The sequence below is a fragment of the Paeniglutamicibacter sp. genome (genome assembly GCF_046714615.1).
Lineage (GTDB): Bacteria > Actinomycetota > Actinomycetes > Actinomycetales > Micrococcaceae > Paeniglutamicibacter.
On sequence record NZ_JBKKAP010000064.1, the window covers coordinates 1 to 16,479 of the forward strand.

General features: G+C 65.6%; 11 protein-coding genes. 6 read left to right on the plus strand and 5 right to left on the minus strand.

Annotation, left to right across the window (positions count from 1 at the left end; genetic code table 11):
- Positions 1-295: 295 nt before the first annotated feature.
- Positions 296-1,549 (minus strand): APC family permease, encoded by a 1,254-nt coding sequence (locus tag ACLQ7E_RS07045; RefSeq protein WP_411731861.1) that lies wholly within the window; start codon positions 1,547-1,549, stop codon positions 296-298.
- Positions 1,550-1,771: 222 nt separating this feature from the next.
- Between ACLQ7E_RS07045 and ACLQ7E_RS07050 the strand changes: the two genes are divergently transcribed.
- Both ACLQ7E_RS07050 and ACLQ7E_RS07055 read left to right on the plus strand, forming a co-directional pair.
- A complete protein-coding gene (locus tag ACLQ7E_RS07050) occupies positions 1,772-3,019 on the plus strand; it encodes an exonuclease domain-containing protein (protein ID WP_411731862.1) in 1,248 nt (415 codons plus the stop codon).
- Positions 3,020-3,135: 116 nt separating this feature from the next.
- Complete coding sequence (locus ACLQ7E_RS07055) at positions 3,136-4,386, plus strand: hypothetical protein (RefSeq protein ID WP_411731863.1); 1,251 nt, start codon at positions 3,136-3,138, stop codon at positions 4,384-4,386.
- Positions 4,387-4,407: 21 nt separating this feature from the next.
- Here ACLQ7E_RS07055 and lhgO read toward each other — a convergent pair whose 3' ends face one another.
- Both lhgO and ACLQ7E_RS07065 read right to left on the minus strand, forming a co-directional pair.
- The gene (gene lhgO, locus ACLQ7E_RS07060; RefSeq protein WP_411731864.1) at positions 4,408-5,607 is read right to left on the minus strand and encodes an L-2-hydroxyglutarate oxidase; all 1,200 of its coding nucleotides are present in this window, start codon (positions 5,605-5,607) and stop codon (positions 4,408-4,410) included.
- A 139-nt stretch (positions 5,608-5,746) separates the two neighbouring features.
- On the minus strand, positions 5,747-6,316 hold the full coding sequence (locus tag ACLQ7E_RS07065) for a histidine phosphatase family protein (RefSeq protein ID WP_411731865.1): 570 nt from the start codon (positions 6,314-6,316) through the stop codon (positions 5,747-5,749).
- A 161-nt stretch (positions 6,317-6,477) separates the two neighbouring features.
- Here ACLQ7E_RS07065 and ACLQ7E_RS07070 point away from each other — a divergent pair, with 161 nt between their 5' ends.
- From ACLQ7E_RS07070 to ACLQ7E_RS07080, 3 genes are all read left to right on the plus strand, one after another.
- The gene (locus ACLQ7E_RS07070; protein WP_411731866.1) at positions 6,478-7,638 is read left to right on the plus strand and encodes a GAF domain-containing protein; all 1,161 of its coding nucleotides are present in this window, start codon (positions 6,478-6,480) and stop codon (positions 7,636-7,638) included.
- Positions 7,639-7,736: 98 nt separating this feature from the next.
- Positions 7,737-9,527: an NAD(P)/FAD-dependent oxidoreductase gene (locus tag ACLQ7E_RS07075; protein WP_411731867.1), complete on the plus strand. Its 1,791-nt coding sequence runs from the start codon at positions 7,737-7,739 to the stop codon at positions 9,525-9,527.
- Positions 9,528-9,589: 62 nt separating this feature from the next.
- Positions 9,590-12,043 (plus strand): TOTE conflict system archaeo-eukaryotic primase domain-containing protein, encoded by a 2,454-nt coding sequence (locus ACLQ7E_RS07080; RefSeq protein WP_411731868.1) that lies wholly within the window; start codon positions 9,590-9,592, stop codon positions 12,041-12,043.
- A gap of 72 nt (positions 12,044-12,115) precedes the next feature.
- On the opposite strand, the gene ACLQ7E_RS07085 is transcribed toward ACLQ7E_RS07080, so the two are convergent.
- Positions 12,116-13,579, minus strand: a complete 1,464-nt coding sequence (locus tag ACLQ7E_RS07085; protein ID WP_411731869.1) for an FAD-dependent oxidoreductase — start codon at positions 13,577-13,579, stop codon at positions 12,116-12,118.
- A 58-nt stretch (positions 13,580-13,637) separates the two neighbouring features.
- Positions 13,638-15,443: a sulfoacetaldehyde acetyltransferase gene (gene xsc, locus ACLQ7E_RS07090; RefSeq protein ID WP_411731870.1), complete on the minus strand. Its 1,806-nt coding sequence runs from the start codon at positions 15,441-15,443 to the stop codon at positions 13,638-13,640.
- A 191-nt stretch (positions 15,444-15,634) separates the two neighbouring features.
- Here xsc and ACLQ7E_RS07095 point away from each other — a divergent pair, with 191 nt between their 5' ends.
- A complete protein-coding gene (locus tag ACLQ7E_RS07095; RefSeq protein WP_411731871.1) occupies positions 15,635-16,474 on the plus strand; it encodes an IclR family transcriptional regulator in 840 nt (279 codons plus the stop codon).
- Positions 16,475-16,479: the final 5 nt, after the last annotated feature.

The window sequence follows — 16,479 nt, forward strand, 5'->3', positions numbered from 1 at the left end:
CCACCCACCCCAGCCGCCGAGGCCCTCCAGCTAGCCGGCTCGGCCTTGAAAATTCGTGGTGTTGGGTACCCACCATTGTTTGGTAACCCAACACCTCGAATGCGTTTCAAGCCATGCCGCGTGCGGCTGCGATTATCTACTGCCCTTGCTGATAGGCAACACCCGACAGCTCATTGCAGATGTCTTTGACCCTTGCCTATGCAGCCGTTGCCGTCTTCACTTCATAGTCTCCCCTGCCGTGCGGGCACATGCCACAGGCCCCCCGACCTTGCGCCCTCTGTGCAAAGACCGGCCGTCAGGAACCGACGCGCAGCCGAACAGCGCGGTAGCCGAGGCCCACCGCAAACATGACCAGTCCCCCGATGACCGCGCTGGGCGGAAGCGTGGCAACAAGTACGACGCAGCCAACGGCCCCCGCGACTCCCAACCAGGCAGGGCTCATGCGTTCTTCCCGCGGCTGCTTGACCGCCGCGAGGTTGGCGATCAGGTAGTAGACCAGCACGCCAAACGAGGAAAATCCGATGGCAGTTCGCAGGTCGAAGAACATGATCAGCAAAACCACCGCGACACCGACGGCCAACTCGGCTCGGTGCGGCGTGGAGAACCGCGGGTGGATGGCAGCCAGGGGATGGGGCAGGTCGTGTTCCCGTGCCATGGCCATTGCCGTGCGCCCGATTCCCGCGATCAACGCAAGCAACGCCCCGAGAGATGCCAACGCCGCGGCGATCTGCACCAGCGGCAGGGCCCAGGAATCCCCCAGCGCGGTCGCCAACGGCTTGGCGCTCTGTGCAATGCCGCCGGTGCCCAAGACACCGAGGAGCACCAGGGCGACCGCCGTGTAGAGCACCACGACGATGCCCAGTCCGATCGCAATGGCACGGGGAATGCTCTTGGTCGGGTTCCGCACTTCCTCGCCCAGGGTCGCGATGCGTGCATATCCGGCGAAGGCGAAAAACAGCAGCCCGGCTCCCTGCAGGACGCCAAGGAGGCCCATGCTCTCCCCTGCAACATAGGCCGGTGGCACATGGGTGCCGGCCAGGATCACCACCAGGACCACGGCCAGGAGCGCCAACACCGCAGTGACAATGACTCTTGCTGCTGCCGCGGTGCGTGTAACTCCCAGGTAGTTGACTCCGACAAGCACCGCCACCGCCAGCGCGGCAACGGGCTTCACCCAGGCTTCGGGAACCGTGTAGGTTGCGAAGGTCAATGCCATGGCCGCTGCCGAAGCCGTCTTGCCGACCACGAATCCCCAACCGGCGATGAAGCCCGGCCACGGGCCAAGCACCTCACGCCCGTAGGCATAGGTCCCTCCTGAAGTCGGGTAGCGTGCCGCGAGCTGGGCACTGGAGCGTGCGTTTGCGGATGCCAACGCGGCGGCCAGGAACAGCGACACCAGAAGTGCGGAACCGGCCGCGGACGCCGCGGGAGTGAACGCGGAAAAGATCCCGGCGCCAATCATCGCGCCCAGCCCGATCATGACTGCGTCTTGGGTACCCAATCGACGTTGAAGGCTTGGACCCACTTGTTCTCCACTCAGGCTGCGCATTCTCAACAACTACTACATTGAGATTAACGATGGGTGGCGCACCGGCATCATAGGACGCGCCCAAGGCATGCTCTCCGACTCCCCTGCCCGCTGCCCGAGGAACCCGACGAATGCGGTCCGCAGGGGATTGTCCACAGAACATCATTGCTACGGGGACCATCCATGGTTGGTTCGCCTAGGCTCAGAGAAGATTGTTCGAACGGGCAAGATTCGGAGACTCGCATGACGCTGGGACATTTCGCAGTAATTGACACGGAAACCACGGGACTGTTCCCGGGCAACCACGACCGCATTGCAGAAATTGCGGTCATCACGATGGACCGTTCCGGCACGGTCTTGGATCGATGGGAGACATTGATCAATCCAGTGCGTGACCTGGGCAAGCAATCGATCCATGGGATTCGAGCCAAGGGCATCCTCGATGCACCACGCTTTGGCGACATCGCGGAGGAACTTGATTGGCGCCTTTCCGGAACCATCATCGTGGCGCATAATCTCGGCTTCGACGCGCGATTCCTCCGTGCCGAGTTCCATCGCGCGGGACTCGCACTGCCTGATTTCTATCTTCCCCGTGGATTGTGCACCATGCAGATGGCGCACGAATACCTGCCCGGTGCCGGTCGCTCCCTGCAGGACTGCTGCGATTCATTCAGCATCGAACTGCGGCATGCCCACAGCGCCGGGGACGATGCCGAGGCCACGGCGGTGCTTCTGTCGCGGTACATGGAGCTTGACCCCGATCTGGGCGATTGGGACCACCTGCTGAACGAGGCTGCGGCAACCACGTGGCATGACGCATCGCCTACCGCCCTGCTCGCACCCATCCACCGTGCGTCAGGGGAATCCAGGGAAACACACTTCCTTGATCGCATAGTGGTTCGTCTGCCCGAAATCGCCGGGCCAGCCGAGCACCAGGAATACCTCGCACTGCTCGACCGCGCGCTACTTGACCGGTACCTCTCGGCCCACGAACAATCCGCGTTGGTAGCGATGGCCGATGAACTCGAACTCAGCCGAACCACCGTCCTGGAACTCCACTCGCAGTACTTCTCGTCGGTCGCGGATACCGCATGGGCCGATGGTGTTCTCACCGACGAAGAACTGCACGATCTTGCGATCATTTCGGAGTTGCTCGGCATCGAGTCCGAACAGCTTGAAGCCGCTACCCGAACGAGACCGGATTCCCCGGCACTGGCACCCACCATGAAAACCGCCGCAGCATCATACCTGGAGCCTGGTGATCTCATCGTGTTGACCGGCGACATGAGCAGGCCCCGCAGCGCCATCGAAGCCGAGCTGAAAGCTGCCGGGTTCAAGCCGCACGGTGCCGTAACAAGAAAGGTCAAACTACTCGTGGCCGCCGATCCGGACAGCCTCTCGGGCAAGGCCCGAAAGGCCCGGACTTACGGCATCCCGGTCGTTGGCGAAGACTACTTGTGGAACCAGGTATTCCACTCAACAGGGCGTTGAGATCGATCCGGAAAACATAATTTTCTGTACTATCGGACCCTGCTCGCTAGTATGCTCAACTCATCAGCGGCCGTGCCGTCCCATGAGGCCTTGCCACGAGACTCAACCCCTGCGGAATGATGATGTCGCACAAAGACCCGAAGTCTGCCAAGAATGCCGAACCTGCGCCACACGAAGCAAGTGGACCGTTCATCGTCAACATCGGCGAGCACCGGATTCGTCGCGAGATTCCACGTATTTTCCCGTCTTTCGAGGCTTGGTGCCAGGAACAAAAGTTCGATGTCCAGGGCGAAGCCCTCAAGACACGAATCACCGCCTTTCTGGGACACTACGCGCGACTGAACAGGGACAGCGACATCACCCTTCTGAATGTCCAGGCTTTCGCAGCAACGCTGGATGAATTGATGTTCCTCGGGAAAACCAATGACTTCCTGGAAATGACCCACGTCTTCGGTGCCTACCTCGAGTTCCTGCATGTCTCGGGTAGGTGGGGAGGGACCCACGAAGAATTCGAGCAGATCGACTCCTATTTCAGATGCTTCGACTTCCCCAAGTTCGAACCGGATTACTCTCCGATCCCCGAACTTCAAGCCGCAATAATTACCGTCCCAAAGCTCACCGAGGAAGAAATTCTCGAAGCGATCAACAACTTGCCGGTGGCCGAGCGAGTGCAGTCGTTCCTGCGATGGTTCGGCCCGAAACGTGAAATCACCAGTTTGAAAGTCCTGAACAAGAAACATGTTCAAGAGGCTGCCGCCGCTCTGGATGTCGATGCAATGTTCATCTCTGGTGACATACCAGTCGGAGGACAACCCAAGACCGGCCCGATCCTGTTCAAGGGAGCACAAGGCGTGTTCCGGCTTGGATTCTACTGGGACGCGCTGGTTGCTGCGGGACTGATCGACCTGAGTGCCACCCGTGCCTACCCGAGCCGCGAGGCGATCCGCTTTCTCGAGGATCCTGCGGCGAACCTTGTCGAAGTTACCCGTTGCGTGGCTCAGAATATGTACCGGGCAGTCTCAGTGGAGATCAACGACCGTTATCAGGATATGGAGATGGGCTACCTGACCCGGTATTTCCTGTTGGAGGCTGCGGTGGAACCGATAATCGTCGAGGTGCTCAAGCACCCGATTCGCGGCCTTGACGATTTTGATCCGCGGGGAGATGCCGACACCATCGAGATCGCTTGGAATAGGCTGGAACGGTTACGCGACGAAGGGCTCGTGACAATTGATTCGCGGCTTTCCATCCCTCCTGCCTTGCTAAAACCCTTGGTTCTTGAACTCGCGAAGGCTTCCGAGGTCGAGTTCCGATTCAAGGACCCCGCCGACGAGGGGCCCGATTTGGCGGACCGCCCGTGGACATGAGACTGACGATTCGCCGGAAAGCTACGTCTGGATTCCCAGGTAGTTCGCTAACACGTGTTCGGCAATGGCCATGGAGGAAGTCGCCGCGGGCGAGGGCGCGTTTCGAAGCAGGGTGACCGGGCCGACTTGGTCCACGGCGAAGTCATCCAGCAAAGACCCGTCCCGGGCCCACGCCTGAGCCCGGACTCCCGCAGTGGTCTTGTGCGTCAGATCCGAGGGCAGCAACTCAGGGATAAACGCCTGGGCAGCCTTGAAATACAACGGCTTGAATACCGAGGCCGCGATTTCCTTTCCGCCCATTTTCCAGTGGGCCTTGGCCAGCGTGCCGGCCCCGGGCCACCGCAGTGACTCCCAGGTGTCGCGAACCGAAATCTTGCCCCAGGAATATCCCTCGCGGGCCAGGGCAGGCACGGCGTTGGGTCCCACATGGACCTCGCCATAAACCCCGCGGGTGAAATGGACCCCGAGGAACGGGAAGGCAGGATCCGGAACCGGGTAGATCATGCCCTTGACCAGGTCGCTGCGTTCGGGCGCCAGGGACCAATACTCGCCTCGAAAAGGTAGGATCCGTGGCGACTCCGCGGCACCAACCAGCTTGGCGATCGTATCGGAGTGCAAGCCGGCGCAAACCACCAACCGGTCAAAGGCATGGGTGGTACCGGCGGTGGAGACCAGACACGCGCCGGCGGCCGTTTGCACGGCCGTGACTTCCTGATTCAGCAGCACCCTGCCGCCGGCCTTCCGGACCTGGTGCGCCATGGTTTCGGCAATGGCCGCATAATCGACCACGGCGGTATGCGGGGAATGCAGTGCGGCCACTCCCGCGGCATGGGGCTCGATTTCTCGCAGCCGCGCCATGGAAACGCGGGCCAGGCCGGGCACCGCATTGAGTCGGGAGCGACGCTCGATCTCGTCAAGACGAGGCACCTCGTCCGCGTTCAAGGCGACGACCAGCTTTCCGATTTCGCGATACGGGAGGGAGTGTTCCAGGCAATATTCGCGGATCAAGACACGCCCCTTGGCGCAGAGTCCCGCCTTGAGCGAGCCCGGCTGGTAGTACAGCCCGGCATGCACTACCCCGGAGTTCCGTCCGGTTTGGTGCGTGGCCACGCGCGCTTCCTTTTCCAGGACCGTGACGTCGTATTCCCCGGTGCGCACCAGTGCCTGGGCAATGGCGAGGCCCACGATACCGGCACCGACAATTCCAATTCGTTCAGTCATCGATGTGGCCGGTCCCGCGTGGCTCCACGAATTTCCCCATGGCCTTCATCCTCGAATCGTCTCATGTCACCGTCCGGATGGCCACGGCGTCCGGGAGCATTCTCCCGGCAAGACCCGCCGCCGGCAGGGGACGCCTCGGCTACTGGGCGAGCGGGGATCCGGTCGTTTCCCCGTTGACGCTGCGCACCTTCCAGCCACCCTCGTCGTTGTCGACCAGCGAGACCGAGCCGTTGAGAATGCTGTCGAATTGGTCTCCGGCGAGCGCGGAGAGGGTGTAGCGGATGATCGTTCCGTGGCATACGACCGCGACGTTCTTGCCCGGGAAGTCGGCGGCGATCTGGTCGATCGCGGCGCGGCCGCGGGCCACCACCGAGTCCAGCGTCTCTATTCCGCCGCCGGCCTTGTTGGGCCACAGCTTTTCCCATTCCCCGTCCTGCATGCCCTCGGCCTGGCCGTAATCGCGCTCGATGAGCTCGTTGTAGCTGCGTCCCAGCTCGATGCCCAGGCCGGCGGCGATGATTTCTGCCGTCTCACGCGCCCGGGACAGCGGGGAGCTGACGATCGCATCCCAGGTGCCTGCGCGAAGCATGGCCACGGCGTCGCGCGCCTGCTGGCGTCCCACATCGTTCAGCGGGATGTCGCTGGAGCCCTGCAGGCGGCTTTCCGCGTTCCAGTTGGTTTGTCCGTGTCGAATGAATCCGAGTCTCATTCCTCCATTCTCGTGCTTGCGTGCCCGGACTGCCTATTTTCGACACCCGCCCGGAAGGATATCTGCCAACGTCCAGGGGCAACCGGTGGGTCCGCGTTTGAGGGCCCCTGTCCAAGGGGCCGACTTCCGTGCGATCCTCTAATGGTTGAGAGGTGGGACACATGGGCGCACATCGGCTGGAAGCCGCACTGGCGGCATTCGAGGATCCGGCGGCCAAGGCGCGGTCGCTGGTGCCCCTGCACCGGGCGTGGGCCAGCACCGAGAGCATCCCCGAACCGGTGCGTCCCGTGGTGGCCCGCTCCTGGAAGCGGCAGTCGCTGAAGAACCCTGCCATCCGGCCGCTGGGCACCGAGGACATTGTTGACCGCAGGGAACGTGCAGCGGTGCTGTCTGGCCTGGTGCCAATGCTTGAAGACCGCCTGCTGCAGTTGGCCGCGGATGCCGGCAACGAGCTGGTCATCAGCGATGACGAGGGCTACGTCCTATGGGTTGCGGGGCCCTCCCCGATTCGCCGGCGCAGCGAGGACATCGGATTTGTTGCCGGGGCGCGCTGGCGCGAAACGGATGTCGGAACCAACGGGCTGGGCGCCGCAATGGCAGAACGCACCCCGGTACAGATCTTCGGACCCGAGCATGCCCGCGAGGAGCAACATACCTGGGTGTGCACCAGCGCCCCGATCATCGAGGAGCGCACGGGCCTGGTGCTTGGCGCCATCACGCTCTCCGGGTCCTACCGCACCGCGCATCCGCACACCCTGGCATTGGTCAGCGCGACGGCGCGCGAGGCGGCCGGGCTGCTGGCCGCGCGGCACGACCGCGAGCTGCATCGGCTGGCAGGTTCGGTTCCCGCCCCGGCCGGCCGCCATGTGCTTGTCGATGCGCAGGGCTGGGTGGCGCATTCGGCGGGCTTCGGGGTGGGGAACCGCTTGCGCCTGCCCGGAACCCTCTGCGTCGGCGGGGCCTGGCTGCCCGAGCTCGGGGCGGTGGTGGCCGAACCCGTCCCCGGGGGCTGGCTGCTGCACGGCGGCAACCGCGAGTCGGACGCCCGACTGGAACTGGCCCTTGCCCCGGTGCCGGTTGCCATCGTCATCCAAGACGGGCAGCGCACGGAGATCCGTCTCAGCGAGCGGCACGGCGAGATCCTGGCACTGTTGGTGGCCAACCCCGCGGGCCTTGACGCCCACGGCCTCATGGAGCTGCTTCCCGGCGTCACCACGACCGTCACGGTGCGCGCCGAGCTGTCCCGGCTGCGCGCCAGGCTCGGCGGGTTGATCGAGTCCCGTCCATACCGCTTGGGCCTGCCCGCGACCTTCCGAGCCTGACTGACCGCCCGGCGTTGCAACCTCTTGCAACCCTCGCGGCACTGTGATGCAGCTCATAGCATCGTCTCCATCGCAACATGCTTTCGAAGGAGACGGACATGATGGAAGAGAACGCCGGCACGGTGGCAGGGCAATGGCTCGGCGAGCTGGATCGGGCACTGGAGGCGGGCAACACCGAGGCGGCAGCTGCCCTCTTCGGCGAGGAATCCTATTGGCGGGACCTTTCCGCGCTGACCTGGAACCTGCACACCTCCGAGGGCCGGGAGCAGATCAAGGCCATGCTGGACGGGGTCGGGCCCGACGCCTGGCCGCGGGACATCGCGCTGACCTCGGCCACCGAGGGCGACGGCGTGATCGAGGCCTGGTACACCTTCACCAACAAATCCATCGACGGCAAGGGGCTGCTGCGGCTGCGCGACGGCAAGTGCTGGACCTTGCTTTCCACCGCCCAGGGCCTGCGCGAATTCCCGGAACCGGCAGGGGCCCTGCGTGAACGCGGGGCCGACCACGGGTCCGAGATGTCAAGCGAAAACTGGCTGGATAAGCGCAACCGGCGCGCTGCCGAATTCGGCATCACCGAACAGCCCTACGTGCTGGTCATCGGCGGCGGGCAGGGCGGCATCGGGCTCGGCGCCCGGCTCAAGCGCCTGGGCGTCCCGGCCCTGGTCATCGACAAGCACCCGCGCCCGGGTGACCAATGGCGCTCGCGCTACCACTCGCTGGCCCTGCACGACCCGGTCTGGTACGACCACATGCCCTACATCCCCTTCCCCGACCACTGGCCGGTGTTCACCCCCAAGGACAAGATGGGCGACTGGCTCGAAAGCTACACGCAGCTGATGGAACTGGACTACTGGTCCAACACCGAGGCCACCTCCGCCACCCACGACCCTGACACCGGGGCCTGGAGCGTGCAGATCATCCGCGAGGGCCACAAGCACACCCTGACCCCCTCGCACGTGGTGATCGCCACCGGCATGTCCGGGATCCCCAACATCCCCTCCTTCGAGGGCCAGGACGCGTTCGGCGGGGAACAGAACCACTCCTCGACCCACCCGGGCGGCGAGACCTACCGGGGCAAGAACGTGGTGGTCATCGGCGCCAACAACTCCGCCCACGACATCTGTGCCGACCTCTACCAAAACGGGGCCAAACCGGTCATGGTGCAGCGCTCCAGCACGCACATCGTGCGCTCCGAGTCCCTCATGAACACCGTGCTGGGCCCGCTGTACTCGGAGGAGGCTCTGGCCAACGGGATCGACCACGAAACCGCTGACCTGATCTTCGCCTCGATCCCCTACAAGGTCCTGCCCGAATTCCACCGCCCCGCCTTCGAAAAGATCCGCGCAGACGACGCCGACTTCTACCAGGGGCTCGCCGATGCAGGGTTTGACCTCGATTTCGGGGACGACGAGTCGGGGTTGTTCCTCAAATACCTGCGCCGCGGCTCGGGCTACTACATCAACATCGGCGCCTCCGAGCTGGTCGCCGACGGGTCGATCGCCCTGGCCCATGGAGACGTGGCGCGCCTGACCGAGGACTCGGTGGTGCTCGACGACGGCACGGTCCTGCCGGCGGACGCGGTGGTCTATGCCACCGGCTACGGCTCGATGAACGGCTGGGCGGCCAAGCTCATCTCCCAGGACGTGGCCGATGCCGTGGGCAAGTGCTGGGGACTGGGCTCGGCGACCACCAAGGACCCGGGGCCGTGGCAGGGCGAGCTGCGCAACATGTGGAAGCCGACCCGGCAGGAAAACCTGTGGTTCCACGGCGGGAACCTGCACCAGTCCCGGCACTACTCCAAATACCTGGCGCTGCAGCTCAAGGCCCGCTTCGAGGGGATCGACACCCCTGTCTTCGCGCTGGCCGAAACGCACCACGCCTCCTGAGAAATCGCCCTTGTGCCCCGAAGCCCCGGTGAATCGACGGGGCATCGGGGCACAATGGTGTTGTGAGTCCCACGCGACGCGATCCAGCCCAACCTGAGTTGCCGCTGGACGATGTCTCGATCCAGGCCCCGGCGCCGGCAGACACCGACGCCCACGCCGATGCCGTCCAGCGCGAGCTCGAGCGGCTGCGCATCGACAATGCCCGGCTGCGCAAGCTGCTGGCCCCGGGTGTTTCCGAGGCCCGGGCGGCGGCACCCGCCCAAGGGGAACTCGCGCTGCGCCCGTCGGGTCCGGTGACCGCGGGCTCCCCGGAGGCGGACAAGGTCCGGCTCTACATGGATCTGTTCCGCACCCGTACCGACGTCTTTGCGCTGCGCTGGGAAAATGCGGCCGAGGGAAAATCCGGTTGGGTGCCCGCGGTTCCCGGGGGCTGGCGCAAGTGGATGGACCGGGAATCCGCGAACTACACGACGTTGACCCCGGCCGAGGTCGAGGGCCACCTGCGGGGCAGGCAGCACATCGGGCTGTACCCGTTGACGGCGAGGGACACCTGCTTCTTTGTGGCCGCCGATTTTGACGGGGACGCCGCGATGCTCGACGCGCTGGCCTACATCAAGGCCGCGCGCTACCGGAACATCCCGGCCGCGCTGGAGGTCTCCCAGTCCGGGCGCGGCGCGCACGTGTGGATCTTCTTCACCCAGGAGGTTCCCGCCGAGTCCGCGCGGGGGCTGGCCAGCTCGCTGCTGCACGAGGCCATGGGCATCAGGGGCTCGATGTCGCTGCGCAGCTATGACCGGCTCTTCCCGTCCCAGGACCGGCACACCGGCAAGGGCATGGGCAACCTGATCGCCGCCCCGCTGTCCGGCAGGCGCCGGATGCACGGCACCACGCTCTTCCTGGACACCGCGACGCTTGAACCCTTTCAGGACCAGTGGGCCTACCTCTCCGGCCTCGGGCGGGTGAGTGCGGGCGAGTTGAAGTCGTTGTTGCGGATCCTGCCGGCACCCGTCACCGGGCGCAAGACGCGCCTGGAGGTGCCGGTTTCCTCCAGGATCTCCCCGCGCCCGGCACCGGTCGTCAACGCGGTGATCGGTGCACGCATCACCCTGCGTTCCACGGACCTGGGCCCGGCAATGATCACCGCGCTGAAGCATGCAGCGGCACTGCCCAACCCCGACTTCTACGAGCGCCAGCGCCAGCGGCGCTCCACCTGGGGCATCCCGCGCTTCCTCACCAGCTACGACGAAACCCTCGAGGGCGACCTAATCCTGCCCCGCGGGCTGCTGCCCATGCTGGAAATGCTGGTCGAAACCGCCGGCAGCCGCCTCTCGCTCACCGACCAGCGGGTCACCGGCGAGGACCAGGACTTCACGTTCACCGCCACGCTGCATCCCGAGCAGCAGCGGGCCTTCGATGCCCTGGCGGCCCGGACCCACGGCGTCTTGGTGGCGGCCCCGGGCAGCGGCAAGACCGTCATGGCCTGTGCGCTGATTGCCGCCAAGGGCGTCTCGACGCTGGTGCTGGTGGACCGCAAGGCGCTGGCGGAGCAGTGGCGTGCGCAGATCCTGGGCTTCCTGGGCGAGAAGTCCGGGCAGATCGGCGGCGGCAAGACCAAGACCACCGGCCGCATCGACGTGGCCCTGCTGCCCACGCTGGCTCGGCGCAGGAACGTGGCCGAGCTGGCCGCCGGATACGGGCTGGTGGTGGTCGATGAATGCCACCACGTCCCGGCCGCCGCGTTCAGCCAGGTCATGAACCAGATCCCTGCCCGCTCCTGGCTCGGGCTCACCGCCACCCCGTACCGGCGCGACGGACTGGAGGAGTTGATCTTCCACCAGCTGGGAACCTTCACCCACGAGTTCGCCACGGCCCGCCACGGCGAATTGCCGCAAAGCGCCGCGGAGCTGCCAGCGCCGGCCCTGCGGCTGCGCCTGCACGACACCGGGTTCGACTACGACGGGGACATCGACCCGAGCTCGCCCGGCGGCATTGCGCAGATCTACAAGATCCTCATCGAGGACGCACCCCGACTGGCGCAGATCGCCGCAGACATCATCGAGGCGCATTCCCAGGGCAGGCAGATCCTGGTGCTCTCGACCTGGAAACGCCACCTGCAGCTGATCTCGGAGGCGCTGCGCTGCGCGGGGCTGGACCCCATCGAGCTCACCGGCTCGCTCAAGACGACCGCGCGGCGGGCGGCCATGGAGCGGATCAATTCCGCCCCGGCCGACGAGCCGCTGCTGGTCCTGGGCACCGGGTCGTTGATCGGCGAGGGCTTTGACTGCCCGCGCCTGGACACGCTGTTCCTGGCGGCGCCGGTGTCGTTCAAGGGCCGGCTCGTCCAGTACGCCGGGCGCGTCACCAGGCCTTACCCGGGCAAGGGCACTGCCGTGGTGCACGACTACGTCGATGTGCTGACCCCGGTGATCGCCCGCGCCTACGACAAGCGCGCCGGCGGGTACAAGGACCTGGGATTCTCCCCGGCGGCCGGCACCGACATGCATATTAGACAGTAAGGCGGGCGGCCACCATCCCCGTCACCAGGGGATGGCTGCCGCGCCGCCGCTGTCGTTGCGCCGGGCGGCGACCTAGCGCAACGGGTTGAAGTGCCGCATGATCGCCGGGGTCGAACCCCCGGTGATCGAGGCGGCAAGCATCTTGCCGGTCAGCGGGCCAAGGGCCACTCCCCACATGCCGTGGCCGCCGGCCACGTGCACGCGCGAGGAACGGGTGGCGCCGATCAGCGGCAGGCCGTCGGTGGTGCATGGCCGCGATCCGACCCACTCCTCCTGGCGGTCCTCCCAATTGATTCCGGTGAACAGCGGGGACGCCGCGGCGACGATGGCCTCGATGCGCTTGGGCTCCAGTGGATGGTCGGCGTCGCGGAACTCCATGGTCCCGGCGACCCGGAACCTGTCCCCGAGCGGGGTGCAGGCCACGCGCTGGGCGGGGAAGTAGATCGGATGGGTCGGCATGACCTCGGGGACCACTGTGAAGGAGTAGCCGCGCCCTGCCTGGACGACGCGCTTGACGCCGAACTTCCGCGCGAGCTTGCCCAGCCAGGCCCCGGTGGCAATGACCACCGCGTCGGCACCCTGGATCCGCCCCTGGGCGTCCACGACCTCGACGCCGTGGGCGTGTTCGCGGATGTCGGAGACCTCGAAGTCCGTGACGATTTCGCCGCCACGGGCGATGACCGAATCGGCCAGGGAATCCATGAACTTGGGCGGGTTGATGAAGCGCTGGTGGTGGATCGAGATCCCTGCCTTGACCCCGTCCCCCAGGGTGGGTTCCATGGCACGGATTTCCTCGGCGCTCATCAGGTCGAATTCGACCTCGCCGCCGGAGGCACGGATGCCCTCGAATTCGTGGAGCAGCCCGTCGCGGTCCTTGAGGTTCTTGAAACCCGTCAGGAAGGGTTCGGCCGGCCGGGTGGGTTCCACGACGCCGGTTCCCAGGGTTGCGGTGCCCCCGTCGTTGCCCGAGGCGCCGGCGCCCTTGACGGCGCCCGCCTTAGCGATCCTGCTGATGGTGCTGCCTTCGGAGATCTCGTCGAAGGCGTCCAACCCGGTGGCACCGATCTCGCTGAAGACCGCCATGGCCTCCCGCCACTTGCCCGGTGTGCAGTGCCGGGCAAAGCCCAGCAGGAACCGGATGAGCGAGGGTTTGGCGGAGAGCGGGATGTAGAGCGGGGAGGCCGGGTCGAACATGGTCTTCAGTCCGTAGGTGAGCACCGAGGGCTCGCTCAGCGGGAGCGTCAGTGCAGGGGTGAGCCACCCGGCGTTGCCCCAGGAGGAACCCGCGGCCACGCCGTCCCGGTCCAGGATGGTGACCTTGACCCCGCGTTCCTGCAGGTACCAGGCCGTGGACAGGCCCACCATGCCCGCACCGATGACGACCACGTGTTCCGGACTCGTTGTGCTCATTTCACGCTCCACTCTCTTGCTCGCCGGGCACTGCCGGCGGACGTCGCTGTCCGCGGGCCGTGCCCGGCCGAATTGCCGATGTTCAATGTCTGGGGGCGCGGCCGGGAGGGCACCGGAGGCGTGCACGCACGCCTCCGGTGTTGTTCCTCCCGCCCGCGGGGGGTCTTGCGGACGGACCTGCGGTTTAGACGTAGTCCTTGTACTTCTCCAGGTGGCGGACCGGGGTGGAGAGTGCGTCGCGGCGGAACGGGTCGCCCAGTTCGCGGGTGCACATGACCTCGATGACGGTGGTCTTGCCGTCGACCATCTGGGCGTTCAGGGCTTCCTTGAGGGCAGCACCGACGTTTTCCAGCTTGTCCACGACGATGCCCTCGGCACCCATGCTGCGGGCCATTTCGGCGAAGGACTCGCCGTTGTCCAGCTCGCCGGCGATGAAGCGGCGGTTGTAGAACTCGACCTGGTTCTTCTTCTCCGCGCCCCACTGGCGGTTGCGGAAGACGATTGCCGTGACGGGGATGTCGTGGCGGACCGCGGTGAGGACCTCGCCCATGCTCATGGCCCAGGCTCCGTCGCCGGCGTAGGCGATGGCCGGGCGGTGCGGGGCTGCGGCCTTGGCGCCGATGATGGTCGGCAGCGCGTAGCCGCAGTTGCCGAAGGACATCGGGGCGAAGAAGCTGCGCGGCTTTTCGAAGCGCAGGTAGCTGTGGGCCACGGAGTTGATGTTGCCGATGTCGGTGGAGATCATGACATCTTCCGGCATGGCGTTCTCCAGCTCGCGCAGGACCTGGCGCGGGTGCAGCCAGTTGCCTTCCTCGCCCTTGGCCTCTTCGATGACGTCGAGGGAGTACTCGTCCTTCTCGTGGGTCCACTCGGAGAGCTCCTGCTCCCAGGCGGCCTTTTCGGCCTTGATGGTCGCGGCGCGCTCGGCCTTGTTGGAATCGGAGACCAGTTCCTTGCCCTCGAGGCGCTTGGCCAGTTCGATGGCAACGGCCTTGGCGTCGCCGCTGATGCCCACGGCGATCTTCTTGACCAGGCCGAGCTTGGTGTGGTCGGCGTCGATCTGGATGATCTTGGCCTCGGTGGGCCAGTAGGCCTGGCCGTACTGCGGCAGGGTGCCGAACGGGCCAAGCCGGGTACCCAGGGCGATGACGACGTCGGCCTGCGAGATCAGCTTCATGCCGGCCTTGGATCCCTGGTAGCCAAGCGGTCCCGCCCAGAGCGGGTGGCTGGCAGGGAAGGAATCGTTGTGCTGGTAGCTGTTGACCACCGGTGCGCCCAGGCGCTCGGCCAGGGCCTTGCATTCCTCAACTCCGTCGGCCATGACGACGCCGCCGCCGGAAACGATGACCGGGAACTTGGCGGTTGCCAGCAGCTCGACGGCCTCGTCGAGTGACTTGGTGCCGCCGGCGCCGCGGTCCACCCGGCGCGGGGCGGGGATTTCGGTGATGGACTCGCCGTAGAAGTAGTCGCGCGGGATGTTCAGCTGGGTCGGGCCGTTTTCGCTCATGGCGCGGTCGAAGCAGCGGGCGGTGTATTCGGCCATGCGGTTCGGGTGCGTGACGTGGCCCTGGTACTTGGTGAATTCCTGGAACATCGGGAGCTGGCTGGCTTCCTGGAAGCCGCCAAGACCGATGGTGGTGGTTCCGGCCTCGGGGGTGACGATCACGACGGGGCTGTGTGCCCAGTAGGCGGCGGCGATGCCGGTGACGCAGTTGGAGATGCCAGGGCCGTTCTGGCCGATGACCACGCCGTGGCGGCCGGAGGCCCGGGCGTAGCCGTCCGCCATGTGTGCGGCGCCCTGTTCGTGCACGACCGGCACCAGGCGAATACCGGCCGGGGCGAAGATGTCCATGGCGTCCATGAAGGCGGAGCCCATGATGCCGAAGATGTCGGTGACATCGTTGGACACCAGCGTCTCAACGAAGGCTTCCGACGACGTCATCTTCTGCGCGCCCTTGACAACCTCGCGGGATGTGGCCTTTTCAGTCATTACTAGTCTCCTTCGGGGATCAAGACGTCGCAATCACGCAAAGTCTCAAAAAATGATTCGAACTGCTCCCAAAAACGGGATTAATGACAAAGCTATGCGACTCACGTCACACTCGTCAAGCCCCTGTTCCATTTATTCTTCGTCCTGATACGATTTAATGAAACTTCACTCGTCGGCAGATCGGACTCATCATGGAAAACCTCACGGAACCGGATCTCGGCCCCGCGGGTGCCGTCCAGGGGGAAACCCCGGCCCTGCGGCTCTTTGCGCTGCTGGAACTGATCACCACCCGCGACCAGCTCTTCACCCTGCAATCGCTGGTGGACCAGACGGGCCTGCCGAAGCCCACCCTGCACCGCATGCTGCAGCAGTTGGAGGGCGCCAACCTGCTGACCCGGCAGTCCGACGGCCGGCACTACGGAACCGGCTCGCGCATGCGCCGCATGGCCGAGGATGTGCTGCTCAATGACACCCGGCATGGCACACGGCACGCCATCCTGCGGGGCCTGGTCGATGAGATCGGCGAGAGCTGCAACATCACCGCCCTGTCCGGAAACGAGGTCATCTACCTCGATCGCGTCGAAACCAACGAACCGTTGCGGGTGCACCTGGGCCCCGGGTCCCGGGTGCCCGTGCACTGCTCGGCCAGCGGAAAGCTGATCCTTGCCCAGTTCGGGCCCACGCAGCGCGAACGCGTGTTGGCCACCGGGCCGCTGCAGCGATTCACCGCCCACACGCTCACCGACAAGTCGGAAATCGAGGCCGAACTGGCCCGGATCCGGCTCGACGGATACGCCGAGGACCGCCAGGAATACCTGGACGGGCTGGTCTGCCTTGCGGTGCTGGTTCCCAACCCGGCCGGGCGCTCGAATCTCTGCGTCGCGGTGCAGGCCCCCATGATGCGCAAGAGCTCGGCGGACCTGCTCAATCTGCTGCCCGCACTGCGCCGGGCCGCCGAGAGCATCTCGCGCATCGAAGACCACGCGGACCTGGGTTCCCCGGAATCCGAGCCGGTCGCGGCGGGATGGTGAGGGAG

Excerpts from the sequence above, each read along its gene's own strand:
- ACLQ7E_RS07045 (WP_411731861.1), bottom strand. The coding sequence starts at position 1,549 with ATGCGCAGCCTGAGTGGAGAACAAGTGGGTCCAAGCCTTCAACGTCGA.
- ACLQ7E_RS07050 (WP_411731862.1), top strand. The coding sequence starts at position 1,772 with ATGACGCTGGGACATTTCGCAGTAATTGACACGGAAACCACGGGACTG.
- ACLQ7E_RS07055 (WP_411731863.1), top strand. The coding sequence starts at position 3,136 with ATGATGATGTCGCACAAAGACCCGAAGTCTGCCAAGAATGCCGAACCT.
- lhgO (WP_411731864.1), bottom strand. The coding sequence starts at position 5,607 with ATGACTGAACGAATTGGAATTGTCGGTGCCGGTATCGTGGGCCTCGCC.
- ACLQ7E_RS07065 (WP_411731865.1), bottom strand. The coding sequence starts at position 6,316 with ATGAGACTCGGATTCATTCGACACGGACAAACCAACTGGAACGCGGAA.
- ACLQ7E_RS07070 (WP_411731866.1), top strand. The coding sequence starts at position 6,478 with ATGGGCGCACATCGGCTGGAAGCCGCACTGGCGGCATTCGAGGATCCG.
- ACLQ7E_RS07075 (WP_411731867.1), top strand. The coding sequence starts at position 7,737 with ATGATGGAAGAGAACGCCGGCACGGTGGCAGGGCAATGGCTCGGCGAG.
- xsc (WP_411731870.1), bottom strand. The coding sequence starts at position 15,443 with ATGACTGAAAAGGCCACATCCCGCGAGGTTGTCAAGGGCGCGCAGAAG.
- ACLQ7E_RS07095 (WP_411731871.1), top strand. The coding sequence starts at position 15,635 with ATGGAAAACCTCACGGAACCGGATCTCGGCCCCGCGGGTGCCGTCCAG.